The organism is Longitalea arenae (assembly GCF_016924755.1).
Taxonomy (GTDB): domain Bacteria; phylum Bacteroidota; class Bacteroidia; order Chitinophagales; family Chitinophagaceae; genus Niastella; species Niastella arenae.
The window spans coordinates 205,299-225,770 of sequence record NZ_JAFFJX010000005.1; the positions used below are offsets into that span (position 1 = coordinate 205,299).

The 20,472-nt window shown below is 44.8% G+C and carries 16 protein-coding genes; all 16 read left to right on the forward strand.

The window, feature by feature from the left end; genetic code table 11:
* The first annotated feature begins 1 nt into the window (after position 1).
* The 16 genes from JT717_RS13565 to JT717_RS13640 are packed head-to-tail and all read left to right on the forward strand — an operon-like array spanning position 2 to position 20,356.
* Positions 2-2,389: a GumC family protein gene (locus JT717_RS13565; protein WP_205511020.1), complete on the forward strand. Its 2,388-nt coding sequence runs from the start codon at positions 2-4 to the stop codon at positions 2,387-2,389.
* A 24-nt stretch (positions 2,390-2,413) separates the two neighbouring features.
* Entirely contained in the window at positions 2,414-3,502 is a 1,089-nt protein-coding gene (locus JT717_RS13570) for an NAD-dependent epimerase (protein WP_205511021.1), read from the forward strand.
* A 10-nt stretch (positions 3,503-3,512) separates the two neighbouring features.
* On the forward strand, positions 3,513-5,108 hold the full coding sequence (locus JT717_RS13575; protein WP_205511022.1) for a lipopolysaccharide biosynthesis protein: 1,596 nt from the start codon (positions 3,513-3,515) through the stop codon (positions 5,106-5,108).
* Positions 5,109-5,120: 12 nt separating this feature from the next.
* Positions 5,121-6,251, forward strand: a complete 1,131-nt coding sequence (locus tag JT717_RS13580; protein ID WP_205511023.1) for a glycosyltransferase family 4 protein — start codon at positions 5,121-5,123, stop codon at positions 6,249-6,251.
* Between the two features lie 37 nt (positions 6,252-6,288).
* Positions 6,289-7,527: an O-antigen ligase family protein gene (locus JT717_RS13585; protein WP_205511024.1), complete on the forward strand. Its 1,239-nt coding sequence runs from the start codon at positions 6,289-6,291 to the stop codon at positions 7,525-7,527.
* A 31-nt stretch (positions 7,528-7,558) separates the two neighbouring features.
* Positions 7,559-8,731, forward strand: coding sequence for a glycosyltransferase family 4 protein (locus JT717_RS13590; RefSeq protein WP_205511025.1), 1,173 nt, complete (start codon positions 7,559-7,561; stop codon positions 8,729-8,731).
* 9 nt (positions 8,732-8,740) lie between these two features.
* On the forward strand, positions 8,741-9,931 hold the full coding sequence (locus JT717_RS13595; protein WP_240348072.1) for a glycosyltransferase family 4 protein: 1,191 nt from the start codon (positions 8,741-8,743) through the stop codon (positions 9,929-9,931).
* The gene (locus JT717_RS13600) at positions 9,888-10,940 is read left to right on the forward strand and encodes a glycosyltransferase (RefSeq protein WP_205511026.1); all 1,053 of its coding nucleotides are present in this window, start codon (positions 9,888-9,890) and stop codon (positions 10,938-10,940) included. Before JT717_RS13595 ends, JT717_RS13600 begins: the two co-directional genes overlap by 44 nt.
* Positions 10,941-10,962: 22 nt before the next feature.
* Positions 10,963-11,943 carry a polysaccharide deacetylase family protein gene (locus JT717_RS13605; protein WP_205511027.1) on the forward strand — a complete coding sequence of 327 codons (981 nt, stop codon included), beginning with the start codon at positions 10,963-10,965 and terminating at the stop codon, positions 11,941-11,943.
* Complete coding sequence (locus JT717_RS13610; protein WP_205511028.1) at positions 11,940-12,959, forward strand: DUF354 domain-containing protein; 1,020 nt, start codon at positions 11,940-11,942, stop codon at positions 12,957-12,959. The genes JT717_RS13605 and JT717_RS13610 overlap by 4 nt, the downstream gene beginning before the upstream one ends.
* A gap of 5 nt (positions 12,960-12,964) precedes the next feature.
* Positions 12,965-14,272 carry a nucleotide sugar dehydrogenase gene (locus JT717_RS13615; RefSeq protein ID WP_205511029.1) on the forward strand — a complete coding sequence of 436 codons (1,308 nt, stop codon included), beginning with the start codon at positions 12,965-12,967 and terminating at the stop codon, positions 14,270-14,272.
* Positions 14,273-14,307: 35 nt separating this feature from the next.
* Positions 14,308-15,048: a class I SAM-dependent methyltransferase gene (locus tag JT717_RS13620; protein ID WP_205511030.1), complete on the forward strand. Its 741-nt coding sequence runs from the start codon at positions 14,308-14,310 to the stop codon at positions 15,046-15,048.
* A gap of 40 nt (positions 15,049-15,088) precedes the next feature.
* A complete protein-coding gene (locus tag JT717_RS13625) occupies positions 15,089-16,465 on the forward strand; it encodes an undecaprenyl-phosphate glucose phosphotransferase (protein ID WP_205511031.1) in 1,377 nt (458 codons plus the stop codon).
* Between the two features lie 39 nt (positions 16,466-16,504).
* Complete coding sequence (locus tag JT717_RS13630) at positions 16,505-17,527, forward strand: NAD-dependent epimerase/dehydratase family protein (RefSeq protein ID WP_205511032.1); 1,023 nt, start codon at positions 16,505-16,507, stop codon at positions 17,525-17,527.
* 16 nt (positions 17,528-17,543) lie between these two features.
* Positions 17,544-18,671 (forward strand): DegT/DnrJ/EryC1/StrS family aminotransferase, encoded by a 1,128-nt coding sequence (locus JT717_RS13635; protein ID WP_205511033.1) that lies wholly within the window; start codon positions 17,544-17,546, stop codon positions 18,669-18,671.
* Entirely contained in the window at positions 18,668-20,356 is a 1,689-nt protein-coding gene (locus JT717_RS13640; RefSeq protein WP_205511034.1) for a GNAT family N-acetyltransferase, read from the forward strand. The genes JT717_RS13635 and JT717_RS13640 overlap by 4 nt, the downstream gene beginning before the upstream one ends.
* Positions 20,357-20,472 lie beyond the last annotated feature (116 nt).

A 20,472-nucleotide genomic window follows, 5' to 3' on the forward strand; every position in this document is an offset into this window, starting at 1 on the left:
TATGCAAACTAACAAAAAATCAGGCAATGAAATGAACATCGTTTCAGTTGCCATCAACTGGTACCTGCCATACTGGCCATTGTTCGTTCTGTTGATCATTATTGGCCTTGCAGGCGCATGGGCTTATCTCAAGTATTATGCTACTCCTGTTTATGAAACGTATGCGACCATCATGGTAAAAGACGAAAAGAAGGGAGTGGATGAATCAGGTGTACTGGAAGCCCTTCAGATCTATCCCACAAAGAACATTGTTGAAAATGAAATGGAGGTCATTCACTCCAGGAAGTTGATGGAAAAGGTGGTGGACCAACTACAGTTGTATGCGCCCATCTATGAAGCCCCTTATAAAGGGAAAATGAAAGCTACTTCTGCTTACACGAGTTCGCCTATTACTATTTCTGTAAAAGATCCCCAGGAACTGAAAGAAACGGGCGAGCTGGATGTGCCTATTTCAGTTACTTATTATAACGACAATAATGCCGGGGAATTTAAGGGCCTTTACACAGGAAAGCCCAAGGAAGTAGTTATTGATGGCAAAGTGTATCCATTGGAAAAATGGTGCTCGACCCCATATGGTGAGCTGAAATTTGATTACAACGAACGGCTGGCGGAACCGGCAAAGGGGCCATTGTTCTTCCGCCTGTATAAACCAAAAAATATAGCGCCCAGTTTCATCAGCAATCTGGAAGTTCGCGCGGCCAGTAAGTTATCTACCACCATCACGCTGGTATTCAAAGATGAAGTGCCTCAGCGCGGGGAAGATATTTTGAACAAATTACTGGTAGCTTATAACCTCTTATCGATAGAAGAAAAGAAGGGAACTGCTTTTAATACGCTCGAGTTCATAGAAAGCCGGTTAATAAAAGTTGAAAGGGAACTGGACTCTATCGAGAATAAGATCCAATCGTTCAGAACCAGAGAAGATGTGGTGGATCTTAGCCAGCAAAGCAAACAGTATCTGGATAATGTGGGCAGCAACGACCGTAAGATCGCCGATCTGAGCATGCAGTTGGCTGCTTTGGACGAGATGGAACGTTATGTTAAATCCAACAAAAACAATGCAGACGATGTGCCTGCCGCAGTGGGTATCAACGATCCGCTATTGAGTGACCTGATGCAGAAATTATATAATGCCAAAGTCGAATACGGTAAGCTGATGAATACAACTGCCGAGAACAATCCATTCGCTTTAGCAGTTGCCAAGGAAATTGAACAAACGCGCCCGCTCATTCTTGAGAAATTAAGATCACACCGGATCAACCTGGAAGCCAGCAAAAAAGACCTTACCGCCATTAGCGGTAACTATAATTCCATGCTGCGGTCCATTCCCCAGAAAGAAAGGGACCTGATGAATATCAGTCGTGAGCAGGTGATAAAGAAGAGTATCTATAATTACCTCCTCGAAAAAAGGGAGCAAACGGCGCTGGCCAGTTCATCTGCCGTTTCCGACAGCAAGATCATCGATTATGCAAAGTCGAACCTTACGCCCGTAAGTCCGAAGAAGTCGCTGGTTTATTTTGCGGTGCTGGCCGGTGCTATCGGTTTGGCCATCGGGTTGGTATCAGCCCGCGAAATGCTGAACAAGAAGATCCTGTTCCGCTCTGAAATAGAATCTCTCACTTCGGTTCCGGTGATCGCAGAACTTGCGGCCAATAAAGAAAATGAATCCCTGATCAAGTCGGGCTCCAAAGTATCAGTGGTAGCAGAACAGTTCAGGCACCTGCGGGCCGCCATCGGATTGATCGGCCGGCAAAAAGAAATGAAAGTGAAGCGGATCCTGATAACCTCCAGCATTTCTTCAGAAGGAAAGACCTATATAAGCACCAACCTGGCCAGAAGCCTGGCCCTGGCGGGCAATAAAGTGGTGTTGGTTGACCTCGACATCCGCAAGCCAAAAACATCTACGATCATGGGTGTGGTTGATAAACCAGGTGTAGCCGATTTCCTGGAAGGAACAAAAGAGCCGGAAGAGATCATCGGCAGCAGCATGGATTCGAATTTATACATTGTGAGCGCCGGCAGCGGCATAGATAATGCCAGGGAGCAGATATTGAGTGGCCGGTTGAGTGTTCTGCTGAACTACCTCAATGCCAATTTCGATTATGTGATCCTGGATGCCTCACCCATTGACCCGGTATCTGATTCTTATGTATTGTCTGATTACTGCGATATAACCCTGTTTGTAATGCGGCATGGACGCACACCTAAAGCCATGGTGCAGATCCTTGACAATAACAGCAAATTCAAGGCACTGAAAAATCCGCATATCGTCTTTAATGGCATCCGCTCGAGGGGCATTAAAGGTATGTATGGTTACAGCTATGGTTATGGCTATGAAAACGTATACCGCGAAAAGCCGAGCAGGAAATCAAAATTGCAACGGGTATAATATTCTATTTCCAAAAAAACAGGTATGAAAATATTGGTTACAGGAAGCGCGGGTTTTATTGGTTACTTTCTTACCAAAAAACTCCTGGAACGGGGCGACGAAGTGGTAGGTCTTGATAATATCAATGATTATTACGACGTGAATTTAAAGTATGCCCGTTTGGCTCAGAATGGTATCGATAGAACCGGTATTGAATGGAATGTAGCAGTACAAAGCCATAAATACCTTAATTACCGGTTTGTTAAAATGAACCTGGAAGACAAAAAGAACATCCAGCGGCTTTTCAAAAAAGAAAAATTCGATATGGTGGCGCACCTGGCTGCACAGGCAGGGGTACGAAATTCCATCAATAACCCGGATGTATATATTCAGTCGAATGTCGCCGGCTTCCTCAATATTTTAGAGGCCTGCAGGCACAATAACATCCGCCACCTGGTATATGCAAGCTCTTCAAGTGTATATGGTTTAAATGAACAGATGCCTTTTTCTGTTAAACATTGCACCAATCACCCGGTTTCAATATATGCCGCTACCAAGAAGTCGAATGAGCTGATGGCCCATGCATACAGCTACCTCTTCAATATGCCCACCACAGGTATGCGCTTTTTCACCGTGTACGGTCCCTGGGGCCGCCCCGATATGGCCTATTATCTTTTTGCAGATGCCATTATGAAAGAACAGCCCATCGTGGTGTTCAATGAGGGCAAAATGAAAAGGGATTTTACATATATCGACGACGTGGTGGATGGTATTGTACATGTATTGGATCAGCCGGCTACGCCGGCTTCCTCATGGAGTGGGCTCAGCCCTGATCCTTCCTGCTCACCGGCGCCCTACCGCGTTTATAATATCGGCAACGACAGTCCCGTGGAGCTAATTGATTTTATTGCGGAGATAGAAAAGAACTGCGGTAAAAAAGCAATTATTGAAATGAAAGAGCAGGAGCGAAGCGATGTGTTAACCACCTGGGCAGATATAAACGAACTGGTAAACAATTTTTACTACAGGCCTAACACGCCGATACAGACCGGATTAAGCAAATTCATTCAATGGTTCAGGGAATACTATGCATTTGAGCAGTTGGAAATGAACCAGGTTAACACCATTTATTAATAACGCTGCAATGATTGAAAAACCGATAATAAGTAAACCCTCTGAAGATCTTGGAATTAATGGAGGAAAGCGCAGGGAGAACCTGAAGCAACGTGCCTATCTGAATACATTATCCAGTGTGATAGATTATACAGCAAACCGGCTCTCCGGTTTGCTTGTTAACCCATTTATCATTACCGGGTTGGGAACTTCTTTATTTGGCATCTGGCAAATGTTAGGTCAGTTTACCGGTTACGTAAACATTGCCGATACAAGGTCGTCGCAGGTGCTCAAATGGACGGTTGCACAAAAGAAGGACGTGGCTACGGTAGAGGAACTCAGAAGTGATGCTGGTGCCGCTTTTGTCGTTATGTTATTTGTAATGCCGGTGATTTTGATCGCTGGCAGTATTATCGCCTGGTACGCCCCCTATATAACCCATGCCGATAAAGCGCATTATACGCTGGTGCGTATTACCTGCTCACTGCTCATCTTTTCAATCCTCGTTTTTAAGTTCTTTGAATTGTTCGAAGCAGTACTCCGCGGAATGAACCTTACTTTCAAACGCATGGGTTTCCGGGCAGGCATCGTGCTCCTGGGTGGCGGATTAAAAGTACTCGCATTGATCGGAGGCTGGGGCCTGATAGGTCTCGCTGGCGTACACCTGGTAGAAAGTTTACTGATCGGTCTTTCGTTTTATATAGTGGTGAAAAGAAATGTAGACTGGTTCGGCTTCAGAATGCCTACCCGTTCGAATGTATTCCGGTTTGGTAAATTAAGCGCCTGGTACCTGGCCGACTCAGGCGCCAATATGGTAAATACCAATAGCGATAAACTTTTACTGGGTATTGTGGCTGGTCCGGTTACCGTAGCCTATTACTCCCTCACGAAATTTATCCCTGCCGCATTACAGGGGCTGATCAACCGGCTGATCCTGGGCATTATGCCCGGCATAGGAAAGCTGCTTGGCCTGAAGGAATATGATAAAGTAAAAAGCGTAAGAAAAAATATAAACCGCATCTCCCTGCTGCTGACAACGGCCTTTGGAACGACCATTATTATTTTCAATCAGTCGTTTCTGAGTGCCTGGGTAGGAAATGACCATTTTGCCGGTCATACGGCCAATGCGCTGATCATGCTCATGACCATCCAGGACACCTTCGTACGAAACGATGCCTGTATCATCAGCGCTACCCTTGATATCAAAAAGAAGGTATTTCTTACCCTTATCGCAGGCGCTTTGTTCGCCGCCTTCGGAATTGTACTGGCGAATAAGATGGGTATTGCCGGTCTTTGCATCAGCATGATGATAAGCAGGTTGTTCCTGTTTCTCGGGCAACGGAAAATACTTTCTGACCTCATGAAAACCGAGGCGCAGCCGGCTATGGCGGTGAGCTACCGGCCATTGATAACTGCCCTTTTAATGCTTGGGGCGGCCATTTGGCTCGCGACTGCTGCCGGCACAATGGGCATTTATCAAATGATCGTATTGGCGCCTGTTGCCTTTGTAAGTTCTCTGGTGCTGTTTTACATGATCGGACTGAGCCGCGGAGACCGGCTGGAATTCCGGCATATAATCGCTTCCATAAAATTCTTCAAATCGGATACTGGCTTCAGCAAAAATTAAAACCTTATACAAATGAAGATGTTGTTTGTGGCCCCTCGTTTTCATACCAACCAGGTGCAGTTGATAAAGAAGCTCCTGGAAGAAAAGCATGAAGTTACATTTCATGTAGCCAACATAGGACCAACCGAAGACCATAGTCTCATAACACCAGTCACATTTAAACAAAGCAAGCTGTCGGTACTCACCGAAAAGATCTTTGGAAAAGGCGCATCTACCAGAAAAAATTATTTCCCCAATCCATGGAGGTACTGGCAGGTTTTTAAACAATTGAATCCTGAAATGGTAGTGATCCGTGATCCCTATAAATTGTTTTCCCTGATGGCCGCCCTGTATGCGAAGATGACAAAAGCCAGGATCGTGTTTTATACCCAGGAGAATTTATACCGCTCCAGATCATGGCGCTTGCGGTTAAAACAAAAATTGACCATTCGCTTCTTTAAGGCAGCCTGGATGACCCCGATAAAAAGCAACAACTCCGGGAATAACAATGCGCTGAAGTATATGTATTATGTGCCACTGCCTGTGGCGGTAACTGCTGAGGAAAAATTCAATAACCACATAGCAAACGAAGGGCCAAAAATATTAATGGTGGGTAAATATCACCAGGAACGAAAAAAACACCTTTTGTTTATACGGGCACTCAGCAAATTGAAGAACCAGTACCGGTTTACCGCAACGATCGTTGGCGAATGTGCAACAGCCGCGCAGCAACTTAACCTGAATACAATTAAGCAGGAGGTAGACAGCCTGAAAATGACTGGTTTGATCGACTTTAAACAGAATGTGCCTTATCATAAAATGGCCGACCTCTATGCCGCCCATGACATTTTTGTACTGCCGGCCATTAATGAACAATATGGCGTATCGGTGAATGAAGCAATGGGCTATGGCCTGCCGGTGATTTGCACGGATACCTGCGGCGCTAAATTCAATATAACCAATGGGCAGAACGGATTTGTTGTAAAGTCGGATAACCTCGATGACCTCGCTGCCTCGTTGGAAAAACTTATTTCCGATTATCAGAAATTAAGTCAGATGCGGGCGCAGTCACTGCAATACGCCCGGGAAAATTTGAGCGTCGATACCTTTTATTCGAAGTTTACCCAATTGACCAGGGAGCGTTTTTCAATCGCGATGAGCTAGTCCCTGTATCATTTAACCACAAAAAGGGGAAGCCTTAATGACACCGTTTTTTTTATTTCTTCAGTTTGTATGCTTTTATGGACTTGGCATTTATGTGATACTTAAAAAAGGCGAGTTAAGTATTTTTTATCTGCCTGCCTTGTTCTTTGTAGAAAAGATCGTTGGTACGCTTAGTCCGGCTTTTTTGTATTACGGCCTTATAAGTTTTATTGTACTGTTACTTGTTGTAAAAAATGCTTCTTTATTCCGGAATAATATCTTTTCCTTCCTGTTGATCGTATATTTTTTTGCTTTATTGACCCAGGCAGAGAACCTGACCCTGATAAGGCCCTTCTTCTTCTCTGTTATCTGGTTGTTTTTGCTGATTGCGGTAATTCCCTCCATTTATGCAAAATATAGCAGGGAAGAGATCTTTAAAGAATTGTGTAATGCCTGTTTCCTGATCCTGATACTGTTTATAGCCAATGCCCTCGTATCAACAGTATATAAGTTCTCGCCCATGGGCATGTATGGTATCACAAAAGGCATCATGTATGGCAATCTTTGGGCGGCTGCGTTCAATACCTTGTCTACGGCATTATTTGTAGTTTTTTTAAAAGGGGTCACCGAACGCAGGCACATGTATGTTATTCTCACCGTCGTTTCCATGTTTTTTATTATGCTCACGTTACGGCGGACAGTTATGGCCCTGAGCGCTTTCGGCATCGTTGTGGGTATGTTAACATTAATGACCCAAAAGAAGGCCAAGATGGTATTTGTAATGATGAGTTTGATCGTTTTAACCGGTTACATCATTTATACCAATACAGATTTTATGCAGGAGTTCAACGAACGCGTTGAGCTGCGTAAACTCGATGACCGGGCACTGGCCGAAGAAAAACGATTCATAGAATATGACTTACTGTACAACGATATGTTCGTGTACAATGCATATAGCCCCTGGTTTGGGTTTGGTCTGTTCAACAGCGCCGGCAATTATGGTAATGGTTTTCTGGGCGACAGAAGCCTGCATGGCGATATTCCTAATTTACTCCATTCAAGCGGATTGATCGGTGTGCTGCTGTACCTGCTGATGATTGGCACCGCATTCGCCCAGGCGATCAAAGCTTCAAAGCAATACATTGATAAATTAATAATTCTTTTTTGTTCAGGGTCCTTCCTGGTTTATACGGTTACCGGCCGCTACACCGAGATAGCTTCAACATTGTTGTTATTTCTCGTACTGATGATCCCTTTAGCGAAAGATGAGCCGCCTGCGGAAGAGACAGAAGTGTAATTGATTCTTATCTAACAAACTACTTACAACGATGGCCAGATTTTTATTTTACGACGACAAGCTCATCAATCTTATGATGCAGGAAGAAAAGCCTTGTGGTGGTTCAGCCGTTCAATCGTTTGCATGGATGATGGGGCTGCTGGAGGAAGGGCAGGAGGTATATGTAATGACCAATTCGCCCGGGAACAAATCACTTAAGGAAGAGTGCAGCAAGATCAAACTGGTTCCTATGTATGAACCCAACAAAGGACTGCGCTGGCTGCGCTGGCTTTATTACCGCCTGCCACATACCTATAAGGGTATAAAAGCAGCGAAGCCCGATTATCTGTATGTTGGTATTCCTGCATGGACCTCTTTCTTCCTGGGCATCATTTGCCGGATGTTGAAAATTAAACTGATCCACCGCATCTCCAGCGACATCCAGTTGGATAAACGTTTTCGAAAAGATAATTCCGCCATCCATCAGTTCCTGTTAAACCAGGGCTTCCGGCTTTCTCACCATATCTTATGTCAGAACAATTATCAGTTGATGATGGTCGGAAAAAAATTTCCCGATAAATCGGCTATAAAGATCTCCAACCCTTTTTATGTAAAAAGCCAGGAGCCTGTTGACCAGAGTTCACGGCGCTATATAGCCTGGGTAGGTATTTACCGCTACCCGAAGAACCTGAAAATGTTATTTGAGATAGCCAGCATTTTGAGAAACGAGCGGTTTGTCATAGCGGGGAAAGAAAGCGCAAAAACGGATACGGAGACCAGTTATTACCTGGAAAAATTAAAACATTTACCGAACGTGTCCTTTTGCGGATACCTGCAACGTGACCAGGTTATGCCCTTTATTGCGAATGCCAGGTTTTTATTGAACACATCGCGCTATGAAGGCTTCAGTAATACGTTTCTGGAAGCACTGTCTGTGGGAACGCCGATCTTATCAGGCGTGAATGTAAATCCGGATTCCATTATTTCGAGGTATAATCTTGGCATCATTTACAATGATGTGTTCGATCTGTGCAAACAATATGCTTCCATAACTCCTGAACTGTACCAGCTGATGTCGGATAATGCAAGATCCTATGTGGCGCACAACCATGGCTACAAATTGATGGCCAGGAACCTGCTCAGGTATTTGTCAGAAATGGATCGAATACCCTATCGAAGTAATAACCGCCTGATAAAACTGACCGATCAGGCTACACATGCATAATTCAATAGTATGATGCTTCATAATCAAAAAACCCGTATTGTCTTTTTTATCGGCAGTTTAAAAGGGGGGGGCAAGGAACGCCGATTAATTGAACTGCTTACTTACCTGAATCAAAAAAGTAACTATGAGTTGAAGGTAGTAGTGACCGGTACGGAAATAGATTATTCCGCTTTTTATAAACTGAATATTCAGTACGAGGTCATTACGAAGAGATGGAAAAAGAACGACCCTACGGTGGTCTTTAAGTTCTATAAAATATGTCAGCAGTTCAGACCACATCTTATTCATACCTGGGGACGCATGCAGTCGTTCTATGCGCTGCCTGCGGTTATTGGCAGAAAGATCCCGCTGGTGAACGGACAGATCACCTCAGCGCCGCCCGGAGCAGGAAAGTGGTCGTTCAAAAAGATGATCGACCTCATCAATTTCAGTTTTTCAACGGTGATCCTTTCCAATTCACGGGCTGGTATAGAGGCTTTCAAACCTCCGCCGGCCAAGGCGAAAGTGATCTATAACGGTATCAACCCGAACCGTTTCGAAAATCTGCCCGATCCGGCGGAGGTGCGTGCAAAGTACGGGATTGCAACACCATTTACCGTAATAATGGTGGCTACATTTTCAAACAATAAGGATTACCCTTTATTCTTCAGGGTAGCGGAACTGATTACCCGGGTGCGAAAAGACATTACGTTTATTGCTGCGGGTGATAATTGCGATGATGATTCGGTAAGGGAACCGTACTATAAGCTGGCGCGCCAGAACCCGAATATTCTGCTTACCGGACGCGTGAGGGATGTGGAAGCGCTGGTAAACACTTGCACTATCGGCGTTCTTTTTTCCAATAGGGCAGTGCACGGCGAAGGGATCTCCAATTCGATTGTTGAATATATGGGCCTTGGCAAACCGGTGGTTGCAAATGATGCCGGCGGCACAAAAGAAATAGTACATAACAATGTAAACGGTTACCTGGTAACCCGGCAAACCGAAGAGGAAATTGCCGGATTGATCACTGAGCTAATTGATAACCCTGAAAAATGTTCAGCCTTTGGGAAAGTGAGCAGGAAGATCATTGACGAGTCATTCTCCCTTGATAAAATGGGAAAAGCCTTCGAACAAACCTATCAGGATATTCTGGCCAATGAAAATATTATAATTTATGAAAGTGCTATTCGTGAGCAGCGGCAACAGCAAAGAGTTTGATATCATACCTTTTATTAAAGAGCAGGGCGAATCCCTGAAGCTCGAGGGCATTGAAGTGGATTATTATCCGGTTCATGGAAAAGGTTTAAAGGGATACATAAAATCCGGCTTTCTTCTTCGCAAAATGCTGAAGAAAAAACATTATGACCTGATCCATGCGCATTTCACCTATTCAGGGTGGACCGCCCTGATCGGTGCAGGATGGAAGATTCCCGTGGTGTTATCCTTAATGGGCAGCGATGCCAACGGCGAATACAAAGGAGAGAAAAAGGTAGTGCTAAGCAGCCGGGTATCGTCTTTAATGACCTGGTTGATCCAGCCATTTGTAAAAGCGATCATCTCCAAATCTGCCAATATTGAGCAATCGGTTTACCTGAAACGTAAGTCATACATTATACCCAATGGGGTGAATATGCAAAAGTTCTGTCCGCCTGTGATGAATGGCCATAGTGACAAACCTGCAACAGATCGGAAAACGAAAGTTTTGTTCCTGGGCAATAAGAACAAACCCGGAAAGAATTTTCCGCTGGTAGAGGCTGCCATGCAGCATTTGGAATGGCAGAATGTGGAGCTGGTATGTCCTTTTCCCGTAGCGCATAATGATGTGCCGAAGTACTTAAATGAGGCAGATGTGCTGGTTTTCCCTTCGTATATGGAAGGATCTCCCAATGTAATTAAAGAAGCCATGGCGTGTAATTGCCCGATCGTATCAACCGATGTTGGCGATGTAAGCTGGGTGTTTGGAAAAACAAAAGGATGTTATCTGGCTTCTTTTGATCCGGCCGATTTTGCAGAAAAATTGAAAGAGGCCATCCGCTTTTCACAGACCAGGGGCAGAACCAAAGGGCGCCAACGCATTGTGAATCTCAGCCTCGATATGGAAACAGTGGCTAAGCGAATTCATGCTGTATATAGAAAATGTTTAACCAAAACTAAGTCATATCCATTTCCCGAAACAAATTATCACGCCCCCGTTCAAACTGAGTTGATTGGAAACAATAGTCAATAAACCCCCAAAATGACGCGATCGTATGAGAAAAAGTTTGAGAAACTTGGTGTGCCAGGTCGTAGCGCATTCATTTATCCTTACAGGCGTTGTGAGGTATGCAACCAGGAAAGCGCTAAACTCAAAATGTATTTTGTCCCTGTATTTTCACAAACCTTCGAAAGCTGAATTTGAATGGTGCATTCAGTGGCTCAAAAAAAATGGCTTCCGGTTTATTAGTCTCGATGATGTTGAAAGAGTAAAGAATGGGGAGATCCCCTTTCCAAAAGGATCGGTACTGCTTACGGTAGACGATGGCTGGCGGTCGAACGTGCCCAATGTAGTGGAAGTTGCCATCAGGCATGAAGTACCTGTAACCATTTTTGTGTCTACATCGCCGGTTGAAGAAGGCGCTTACTGGTGGTCCTATGTGCACCAGGCTAAACAAAAAGGTTTAATTCCATATACCAAGTACGAATTGAAAAAAATGCCCGAGCAAACAAGGGTTGGTATTTTACAGGAAATTAAAAAGAAGGTCAATCCCGGCAGGGATGCTATGACGGTTGACGAGGTTAAAACCATTTCTGCATATCCTTATATAACCATCGGCGCCCATACGCATACCCATCCGATCCTGATCAACTGCAATCAGAAACAGATCTATGAAGAATTGAAGATTTCCCGGCAAAAGCTGGAGTCGTGGATAGGAAAGGAAGTAGATTATTTTGCTTACCCCAACGGCGATTACAGCACAAGGGAAGCACAAATATTAAAGAACCTGAAGTACCGGCTGGCTTTTTCTTCCGATCCCAAATACCTGACACCCGAGTCGCTTCGGAACAGTTTCACCCTGCCGCGCTTCGGTTTTCTGGAAGGCGCTTCTACCGCAGAGAATATCTGCCGCATGATAGGCATCTGGCAACCATTAATGATGAAGTTGTCGCGCTTTCCTTACTTAAAACCGAAGAAAAACAACAAAGAAATTATTCAGGAAAGTATGCCTAAAGGAGGCCCTAGTCCAGCATGAAGATCCTATTTGATATCAAACATCCCGCCCAGCTGAATCTTTTCAAAGGGCTTACCAGTGAGTTACGCGATGAAAACTGGGAAGTAACCATTTGTTACCTCCAGCGCGGCAAACTGCCTAATATTATTAAGCTGGAATACCCTGGCTTCAATACCATTCCGGTGGGAAGCAGTAAGGGAACCAAATGGTCAATACTCTGGGATGGCAATATTAAACGGACTCTTGCTTTTCTGAAACTTATCAGAAAAGAGAAATACAATATTTGTGTAGCGGCCAGCAGTATTCCATTAGCGATGGCCTGTAAACTGGCGGGTATTCCGTTGATCCAGTTTTATGATGATCCCGAAAGAAAGCAGGTGAATTCGATCAATGCGAGGCTGAGCACGCAATTGTTTTTTCCGCCGATTGTGGAGAAGAGTAAAAAAGTATCCGTTTTTAATTGCCTGAAAGAGTGGAGTTATTTAAGTCCCAGCCGCCTGCGGCCCGATGAGAAAGCGCTTCAGCCATACGGGCTTGTGCCGCACGAATATATTTTCGTTCGAGAGGTAAGTAATAAATCATTTAACTACTATAACCAGCAGGATGGCATCATCAGTGGTTTTGCGGGGCAGATAGATCCCTCGGCCAAAGTTTTGTTATCGCTTGAAGATAAAAGTTATGCAAACAGGTATCCTGCCCACTGGACCATTTTGCAGGAACCGGTAAAAGATATTCATTCCCTCATTTATTATTCCAAACTGGTCATTTCATCGGGCGACAGTATGGCCAGGGAGGGCGCCATGCTGGGCCTGCCAAGTGTGTACTGCGGAATCAGAAAGATGAAAGCAAATGAATTGCTGATGCAATTGGGCATACTGCAACACCTGCCCGGTGACAGCGCAGTTCCTTTTATAAACATGATCATTGGAAAAGAATTTGACCGGGAAAAACAAAACAGCGTCAGGAAACAACTGCTTGAACAATGGGATGACATGACTGCATTCATGAAAAAGCAGATTAACCGTTATAAAACCTAGAAACAATGAAAATTTCAATTTTTGGCCTCGGATATGTTGGATGCGTCAGCGTCGGCTGCCTGGCAAAGAACGGGCATGAGATCATAGGGGTTGATGTAAGTGAATTCAAGGTTGATCTTATTAACAGAGGTTTACCCACCATTCAGGAAAAAGACATTGACAGCATTATTCGGGAAGGTTATGAAAAGGGCAGCATTTCAGCCACTACCTGCGCTGAAGAGGCAGTTCATAATACAGATCTGAGTATTATCTGTGTAGGTACTCCTCCCACTGCGAATGGCCATTTAAATCTTTCGTACATCTACAAAACGGCAGAACAGATAGGAAAGGCCCTGCGGGAGAAGGATAGCTTTCATACAGTGGTGATCCGCAGTACGGTAATGCCCGGCACCAATAAAAAATATGGCGAGATCATTGAAGAATTTTCAGGCAAAAAAAGGGGAACCGGGTTTTCAGTGGTATCAAATCCTGAGTTCTTACGCGAAGGATCCGCTGTACATGACTATTACCATCCGGCAATAACCGTAATAGGAGGTGATCATACCGGCGCTCTGGAAAAAGTAGCTTCTTTGTACCGTTGCCTGGATGCGCCCATTGAAATAACCGATGTGAAAGTGGCCGAAATCATCAAGTATATAAATAATTCCTTTCATGCGCTCAAAATTGCTTTTTCGAATGAGGTAGGCAATATCTGCAAAGCCTTACAGATCGATCCGTTTAAGGTGATGGATTTGTTTTGCAAGGATACCCGCCTGAATATTTCTCCGGCCTATTTGAAACCAGGTTTCGCTTACGGCGGCTCCTGTCTTCCCAAGGATCTGAAAGGCCTGGTAACCCTGGGACACGACAATTACCTGGATACACCGGTGCTGGCAATGATCCATTCTTCGAATGAGCAGCATCAGAAGAAAGCGTTTGAGTTGGTGCATAATACAGGAAAGCGGAACATTTGCCTTGTTGGACTGAGCTTTAAGGAAGGAACCGATGACCTGCGTTACAGCCCATATGTTGAACTGGCCGAAACATTGATCGGCAAGGGATACCGGTTGACGATTTATGATGAGAACGTTATTCTGTCAAAACTGGTGGGCGCCAATAAAGCGTATATCAATGAAAGGCTGCCCCATTTATCTGAGCATATCAGTAATAACCTCGAAACAGCGATCGCTGACAACGAGGTCGTAATTATAAGTCATAAGAATTTCGATGCCAAACACTACCGGCATTTGCTGAAAGAGAAAACAGCCATAATAGACCTGGCCAGAATTCATGGCCTCGAAGAGTTGCCCAACTATGAAGGGATCTGCTGGTAGGGGCATTTTCTCGATCATTTTCTAAAGTATCTAGCATGACACCGAAGGTTGCAGACCACTTCTTTGACATTGTGGTCAAAAAAAAACTTTACTCGAGTAAGGGTAATCTTAAGTTTCATCTCAATGGTCTTTTCGATCACGTAGATCTGTCGCAAAAAGAAGTATTGGATATCGGAGGAGGCAAGGGACTGCTGTCGTTGTATGCGGCAGTGAAAGGAGCCAGGAAAGTAGTATGTCTTGAACCGGAACTGGATGGCTCAAGAAACGGGATGATATCAGGGTATCAGGAGCTGCGAAACGAATTACCGGAGTCGTTACCGGTAGAATTGCTCCCGGTCACATTACAGGATTACCTGCAGAAAGCAGGTTCCGAAAAATATGATGTGGTAGTGCTGAATAATTCAATTAACCATCTCGATGAAGAAGCATGTATTCACCTGCGTGACAGCGATTCCAGTTACAGGACCTATGTGACCATTTTTAAAAACCTGTCACAGATCATGAAGAAAGGCGGTGTGTTAATTGCCACCGATTGTTCCTGTAAGAACTTCTTCAACGATATCCATGTAAAAAATTTTATGGTGCCTACCATTGAATGGCATAAACACCAGGCACCCGATACCTGGATAGCGGTATTAAAAGATGCGGGTTTCAAAAATCCAAAAGTGAAATGGTCCTCGCTTAACCGGCTCAGAGGCCCGGGAAGGCTCTTAATGGGTAATTATTTCATGGCATACCTGACGAAAAGCTATTTTCAGTTGACTATGGAAAAGTAAAACAGATTGAATTTATTAACCTTTTAAAGAGATCGTGGTTATGTCTGGTCAAAAACAGAAACGTGAGCTTTCAAGCCTGGCAGTTGATCTATTCCCACTCATTTTTGTATTTCTGGCAGTACTGTATTGCTTCAGGGATTTCAGGTTTTCTAAAAGAGATTGGATCGTTTTATCGGTTTTTATTATCATTTGGTGCTTGTTTGAATACCTCAGAAAACACCGTTATTCAGATCTGTCCACGAAATGGAAGAAACGGATCTCGAGCCATGTAAAGACCTACGTTACGCTTATAATACTGCAGTTCGTAGTGCTCTTATATTTACCGGTTCCGATGGTTTTCTGGAAACAGGTGATCACTATGACATTCGGCACTTTTGCGCTGGACTTCCTCATCAGTTTCCTTATCATTGACAGATTGTTCAGGGATGCAGGGAACCAGAAATTTGTGCTGGTCGCAGGCACCGGAAATAAAGCCAAAATAGTGGAGGACGAAGTGTTAACAAGTCATAACCATGGCTACCAGTTGAAAGGATTTATAAGTTGCGATAACCAGGATGTGTGCATGATAGAGAGTCAAAAGGTGTTGGGGGATCTCGATAATATTAACCAGTACCTGCAGAGCAATGACATTGACGAAATTGTAATTGCTTTGCCCGACGATCAGAAGAACAATATCCAAAAGGTTTTATCAGTTGCCGATTATCATGGCATCCGGGTAAAATACGTACTCGATTACCATGAGTTGTTCGGCAGCCATTATAAGATCACGCGGTTTGGACAGGTGGATGCGGTGAACATCCGTGAAATGCCTTGTGACGGAAGGTATGCCCGGCTGGTAAAGAACTGTTTCGACAAGGTATTTGCCATCATAGCGCTTATTTTTTTACTGCCGCTGTTCGTGGTGGTTAGTATCCTGATCAAGCTTGAATCGCCCGGGCCGGTATTTTATTGCCCCGTGCGCATAGGAAAAGGAGGCAGGCCTTTCAAAGTGTACAAGTTCAGAAGCATGCGGCAAAACGATGATTCTGCATGCGGAGTGCACTCTACGCAGGTAAACGATCCCCGCATAACCCGCGTGGGACGGTTCATTAGAAAATACAGTATTGATGAATTGCCCCAGTTCATTAATGTTTTGTTGGGCAGTATGAGTGTGGTAGGACCGCGTCCGCACAGAAGATACCTTAATCGCCAGCTGCAGGAGAACGTATATCATTACATGCTGCGGCAATATGTAAAGCCCGGTATAACTGGCTGGGCGCAGGTGAATGGCTGGCGGGGACCTACTGATACTGAAGAACAGAAAAGACAACGTACCCTGCACGACCTCTGGTATATCGAGAACTGGTCATTCGCACTCGACATGAAGATCATTTTCCTTACCATTTATAGCGCAAAAGCGCATAAAGCGGCTTTTTAAGACAGCCTACTTTATTAACTCCACCTAAAAAAGTGTGTTATGCAATTCACATCCGCACAATTTGAAATGATATCCAGCGCTGCATTCCTTGTAACAGGAGGTGCCGGCTTTATAGGATCGCATATTGCCGAATGTTTATTGAGTGCCGGCGCCCGCAAGGTACGCGTACTCGATAACCTGTCCACAGGCCATTTCCGCAATGTGGCGCCTTTTGCCAATCATCCCCGGTTCGAATTCAGACGGGGCGATATCCGTGACATGGATACATGTAAAACAGCCTGTCAGGGAATGGATTACATATTTCATCTGGCTGCGGGCGGAACTGCGTATAGCTTTAACACATCAGATTTTTTGAACCTGCTGGTTGTTGCTCATGAGGCAAGGGTAAAACGGCTTGTATATGCATCAGGCCCACCCGTATCTGATAACAACCGGGCGTCAAAAGCCGGTAATGCGTTTTCGCCCGACGCCAGCAGGTATATCAATGAATTGTATGCGGAAGTGTTTGCCCGGCACTACGGAATGGAAACCATTGGCTTGCGATATGGGAATGTGTATGGGCAACGGCAGTCCCTGAAAAGCGAATATGCAGCCATGATACCCAATCTGGTGATGCAGCTCAGCAGGCATGAATCGCCTGACATGGAAAATGCGGGCGCCAGATGCCATGATTTCAATTATATAGATGATATAGTGCAGGCCAACCTCCTTGCCATGCTTACCACTGATCCCCAGGCCGTTAACCAGGTTTATAATATAGCGGCCGAAGAAAAAACGTCATTGTTTCAATTAGCTGTATATTTGAGAGAATTGCTTAGTGCATTTGATGAACAAATAGGTCTTATAGAGATTGGTGGTGCCGGGCTGGATGAACAGGAAACGCATTCGCCTGATGTAGATGCAGTTAATGAAAAGGCGCTGTTGGGCTATAAACCCAGGATCTCCCTGCAGAACGGTCTGCTGAAATCAGTCAGCTGGTATTGGGCTTACCTGCCGCAATTTTCAGGTGAAACAGCGGAAAAAAAGCAACGGGAGCTTTCTGCATCCACCATTTCTGTATGATTTAAAAAAACATCAAATGTATTACGCACGCCGACTTTCGATCTGGCCAACCCTGCCACTCAATGTACATTTCCGGCAAATATCCAACTGGCAGCCTTTTCCGTTAAACGTTGAAGGGTGCCGGGTATATTCCAGGGCACGCCATGCTATCTGGAACGCCTGCAGAACCCTGGGCTTAGGCAACGACGATGTGGTGCTGGTGCCGGATTATCATCATGGATGTGAAATTGAGGCGCTACTGCAGGCAGGTGTAAAAATCCGATATTATGAAGTGACTGAATTGTTGGAGCCCGACCCCCAAAAACTGGATGACATGCTCACCCCGGATGTTAAAGTTCTATACCTCATCCATTATCTTGGTTTTCCTCAGGATGCCTTCCGTTGGCGCCAATGGTGCGATGAACGGGGGCTTTTGCTGTTTGAGGATGCAGCTCAGGCATTTCTTGCTGAAATAGATAACAGGCCCGTTGGTACTTTCGGGCATGCGGGCGTTTTTTGCCTGTATAAAACCTACGGTATTCCCGATGGTGGAGCGGTGGTTACCAATATTCCGCCTGCTTTGCCAAAATCGAAATATCCATCAGGCAGATGGGGTGTTTTGAAACGCCATGTCAACTGGATTGCAGAACGTTCGGCAGTGATCGGGTCGATCCATCTATATGTAAAACCCATGATGAAAAAGTTAAAGAAAAAGAGCCACAATCCCCATAAGGAGTTTGACCTGGGCGACCCATTCACGCTGGCATCTTCTTTAACAATGCGTCTGCTGCCAAGACTGGTTGACCAGTCAACAGCCCGGCGGCGGAGAGAAAATTATAAATTCCTATTGGAACATCACCGGCATTTGGTGCCGCGGCCGTTTCAAACATTGCCCGAAGGCGCCTCTCCATTTGCTTTCCCGGTTGAAGTGGATGATGCAGATGAAGTGCTTAAAAAACTGCGGCGTTATGGAGTGGAGGGATTGCTCTTTTGGCGAAATGCCCATCCATCTTTACCGGTAGATGACTTTCCAAATAGCAAGGCGTTCCGGAACCGGGTATTCGCAGTGCCGGTTCACCAGGAACTGACCGCCTCTGAGTTGATGCAGGTGACAGAAGCATTGCACAGAGCGACAACAAAACAACTTAACCCTATAACCCCATGATCGCAACAGCAACCAAAGAAAAAACAGTAACAGCATTTACTTCTACACCTGCAGGCGCACCCGAATTAGTGATGGGTGAAGATGTTCTGAACCTGCTTAAAGATCCCGGATTCCTCGAAAAGTGGAACCAACTATACCATAGCTGCCCCTGGGCAACGGTATTTCAAAGCCCATCCTTTGTTGCCACCTGGTACCAGTTCTATGAAAAAGAGTTTCTGCCCATCCTGGTGAAAACCGAATATGCAGGCAAACTTACGGGACTGCTTACCTTAACGAAAGGAAAAAACGGACTGATAACCGGCGCCGGTACCAACCAGGCCGAGTACCAGGTATGGCTTACAGATGGTGATTTGGACGAAACCTTTATCAAGGGTGCTTTGAAGGCCGTTACCAAACAATTTCCAAAGAATAAGATCTTTCTTAAGTATATACCTGCCGGCACTTCATTACACTTTGCGAAGGAAGATGTTGCATGGAAACAGCGCTGTGTTGTAATGCCAAACCGGCAACCTTTAATGGTAATTAATGATGAACATTTAACCAGCGAACTCAAAAAGAAGAACCGGCGCGAAAAAGTGAACCGGATGAAAAGGCAGGGAGAGCTTATATTTGAGCGGATCACCGATTATGCCACCTTTGCTTCGGTCTTTGATGAACTGGCCACACAGAACGATTTCAGAAAAGGGGCCATGTACAACAAAATGGCTTTTAAGAACGACCGCTTCAGAAAACCGTTTTTTCTGTCACTGTTCGAAAAGAATGTGCTGCATGTAACATTATTAAAGATCAATGATAAAATAATTGCCTCCAATGTAGGCATGGGAAACAGCCGGCAGCTGCATCTTCAGGGCATTAATTCCTTTGATGCGGCATATGCCAAACATTCGCCGGGAATCATTCATTTTTTGATGCTCGGGAAAATGCTGGCACAGGAAGGGGTGCAGATCTTCGACCTTACTCCGGGGGCCGATGCCTATAAGGATATACTGGCGACTGAGCACACAGTTGCTTATACCCTGAGCATAGGAAGTAAATACTACGGTCTTAAAAGCCGCATGAGCTTCCGGGTGAACCGTTATTTAAAAAAGGCAACTGTTCTGGTTGGTCTCGAGCCTGAAAAATTAAAGAAAAGAAAACAGCGTCTTGCTCAGTACCGGCAAACATTGATGAATGTAGGCAGGCAGGGATTCTCTGCAGGGGTTTCCTTTTTGGCCGCCAAATGGAAGAAGCCCGGCAAGACAATGAAATATTGGATTGTAGAAAAGAATGCTGCAGTCCCCGGCAATGTAGATCTTAGAAAAGACGATCTGAACAACCTGATGAATTATGACCCCCGCGATGTAAGGAACAGCCAGCAGGAATTCCTGTCAAATGCTATGCGGCGATTTGAAGAAGGGGGGCATTGTTATACCTGGGCTGAAAATGGACGGTTATTGGGTTGCGCCTGGGTCACTAACCAGCCATCATCTCCAGCTGATCATAATATTGAAGGTATAACGGAAGGGACTATTGTTACCTTGTCTAACGTGTATTGCCATCCTAAAGCACAGCAGCAATTTCCCGTTTTTTTACGATCAATAGCTAATGAACTGGCGGTTGATAATCTTCACGACAAATTTTATATAGTTACAGACAGCAATGACGATCTGTTATTTACAAAGGCCGGATTTCAGCGACTTAAGTAATCAAACCTTAAACGTAAACGGAAACTATTAAAATTAATGTATGAATATTGCAGCTAATCCAAAAACTGGGTTATTGGAAAGTGCGTTGCCAGAATTCAGGACAACTTCTTTTATCA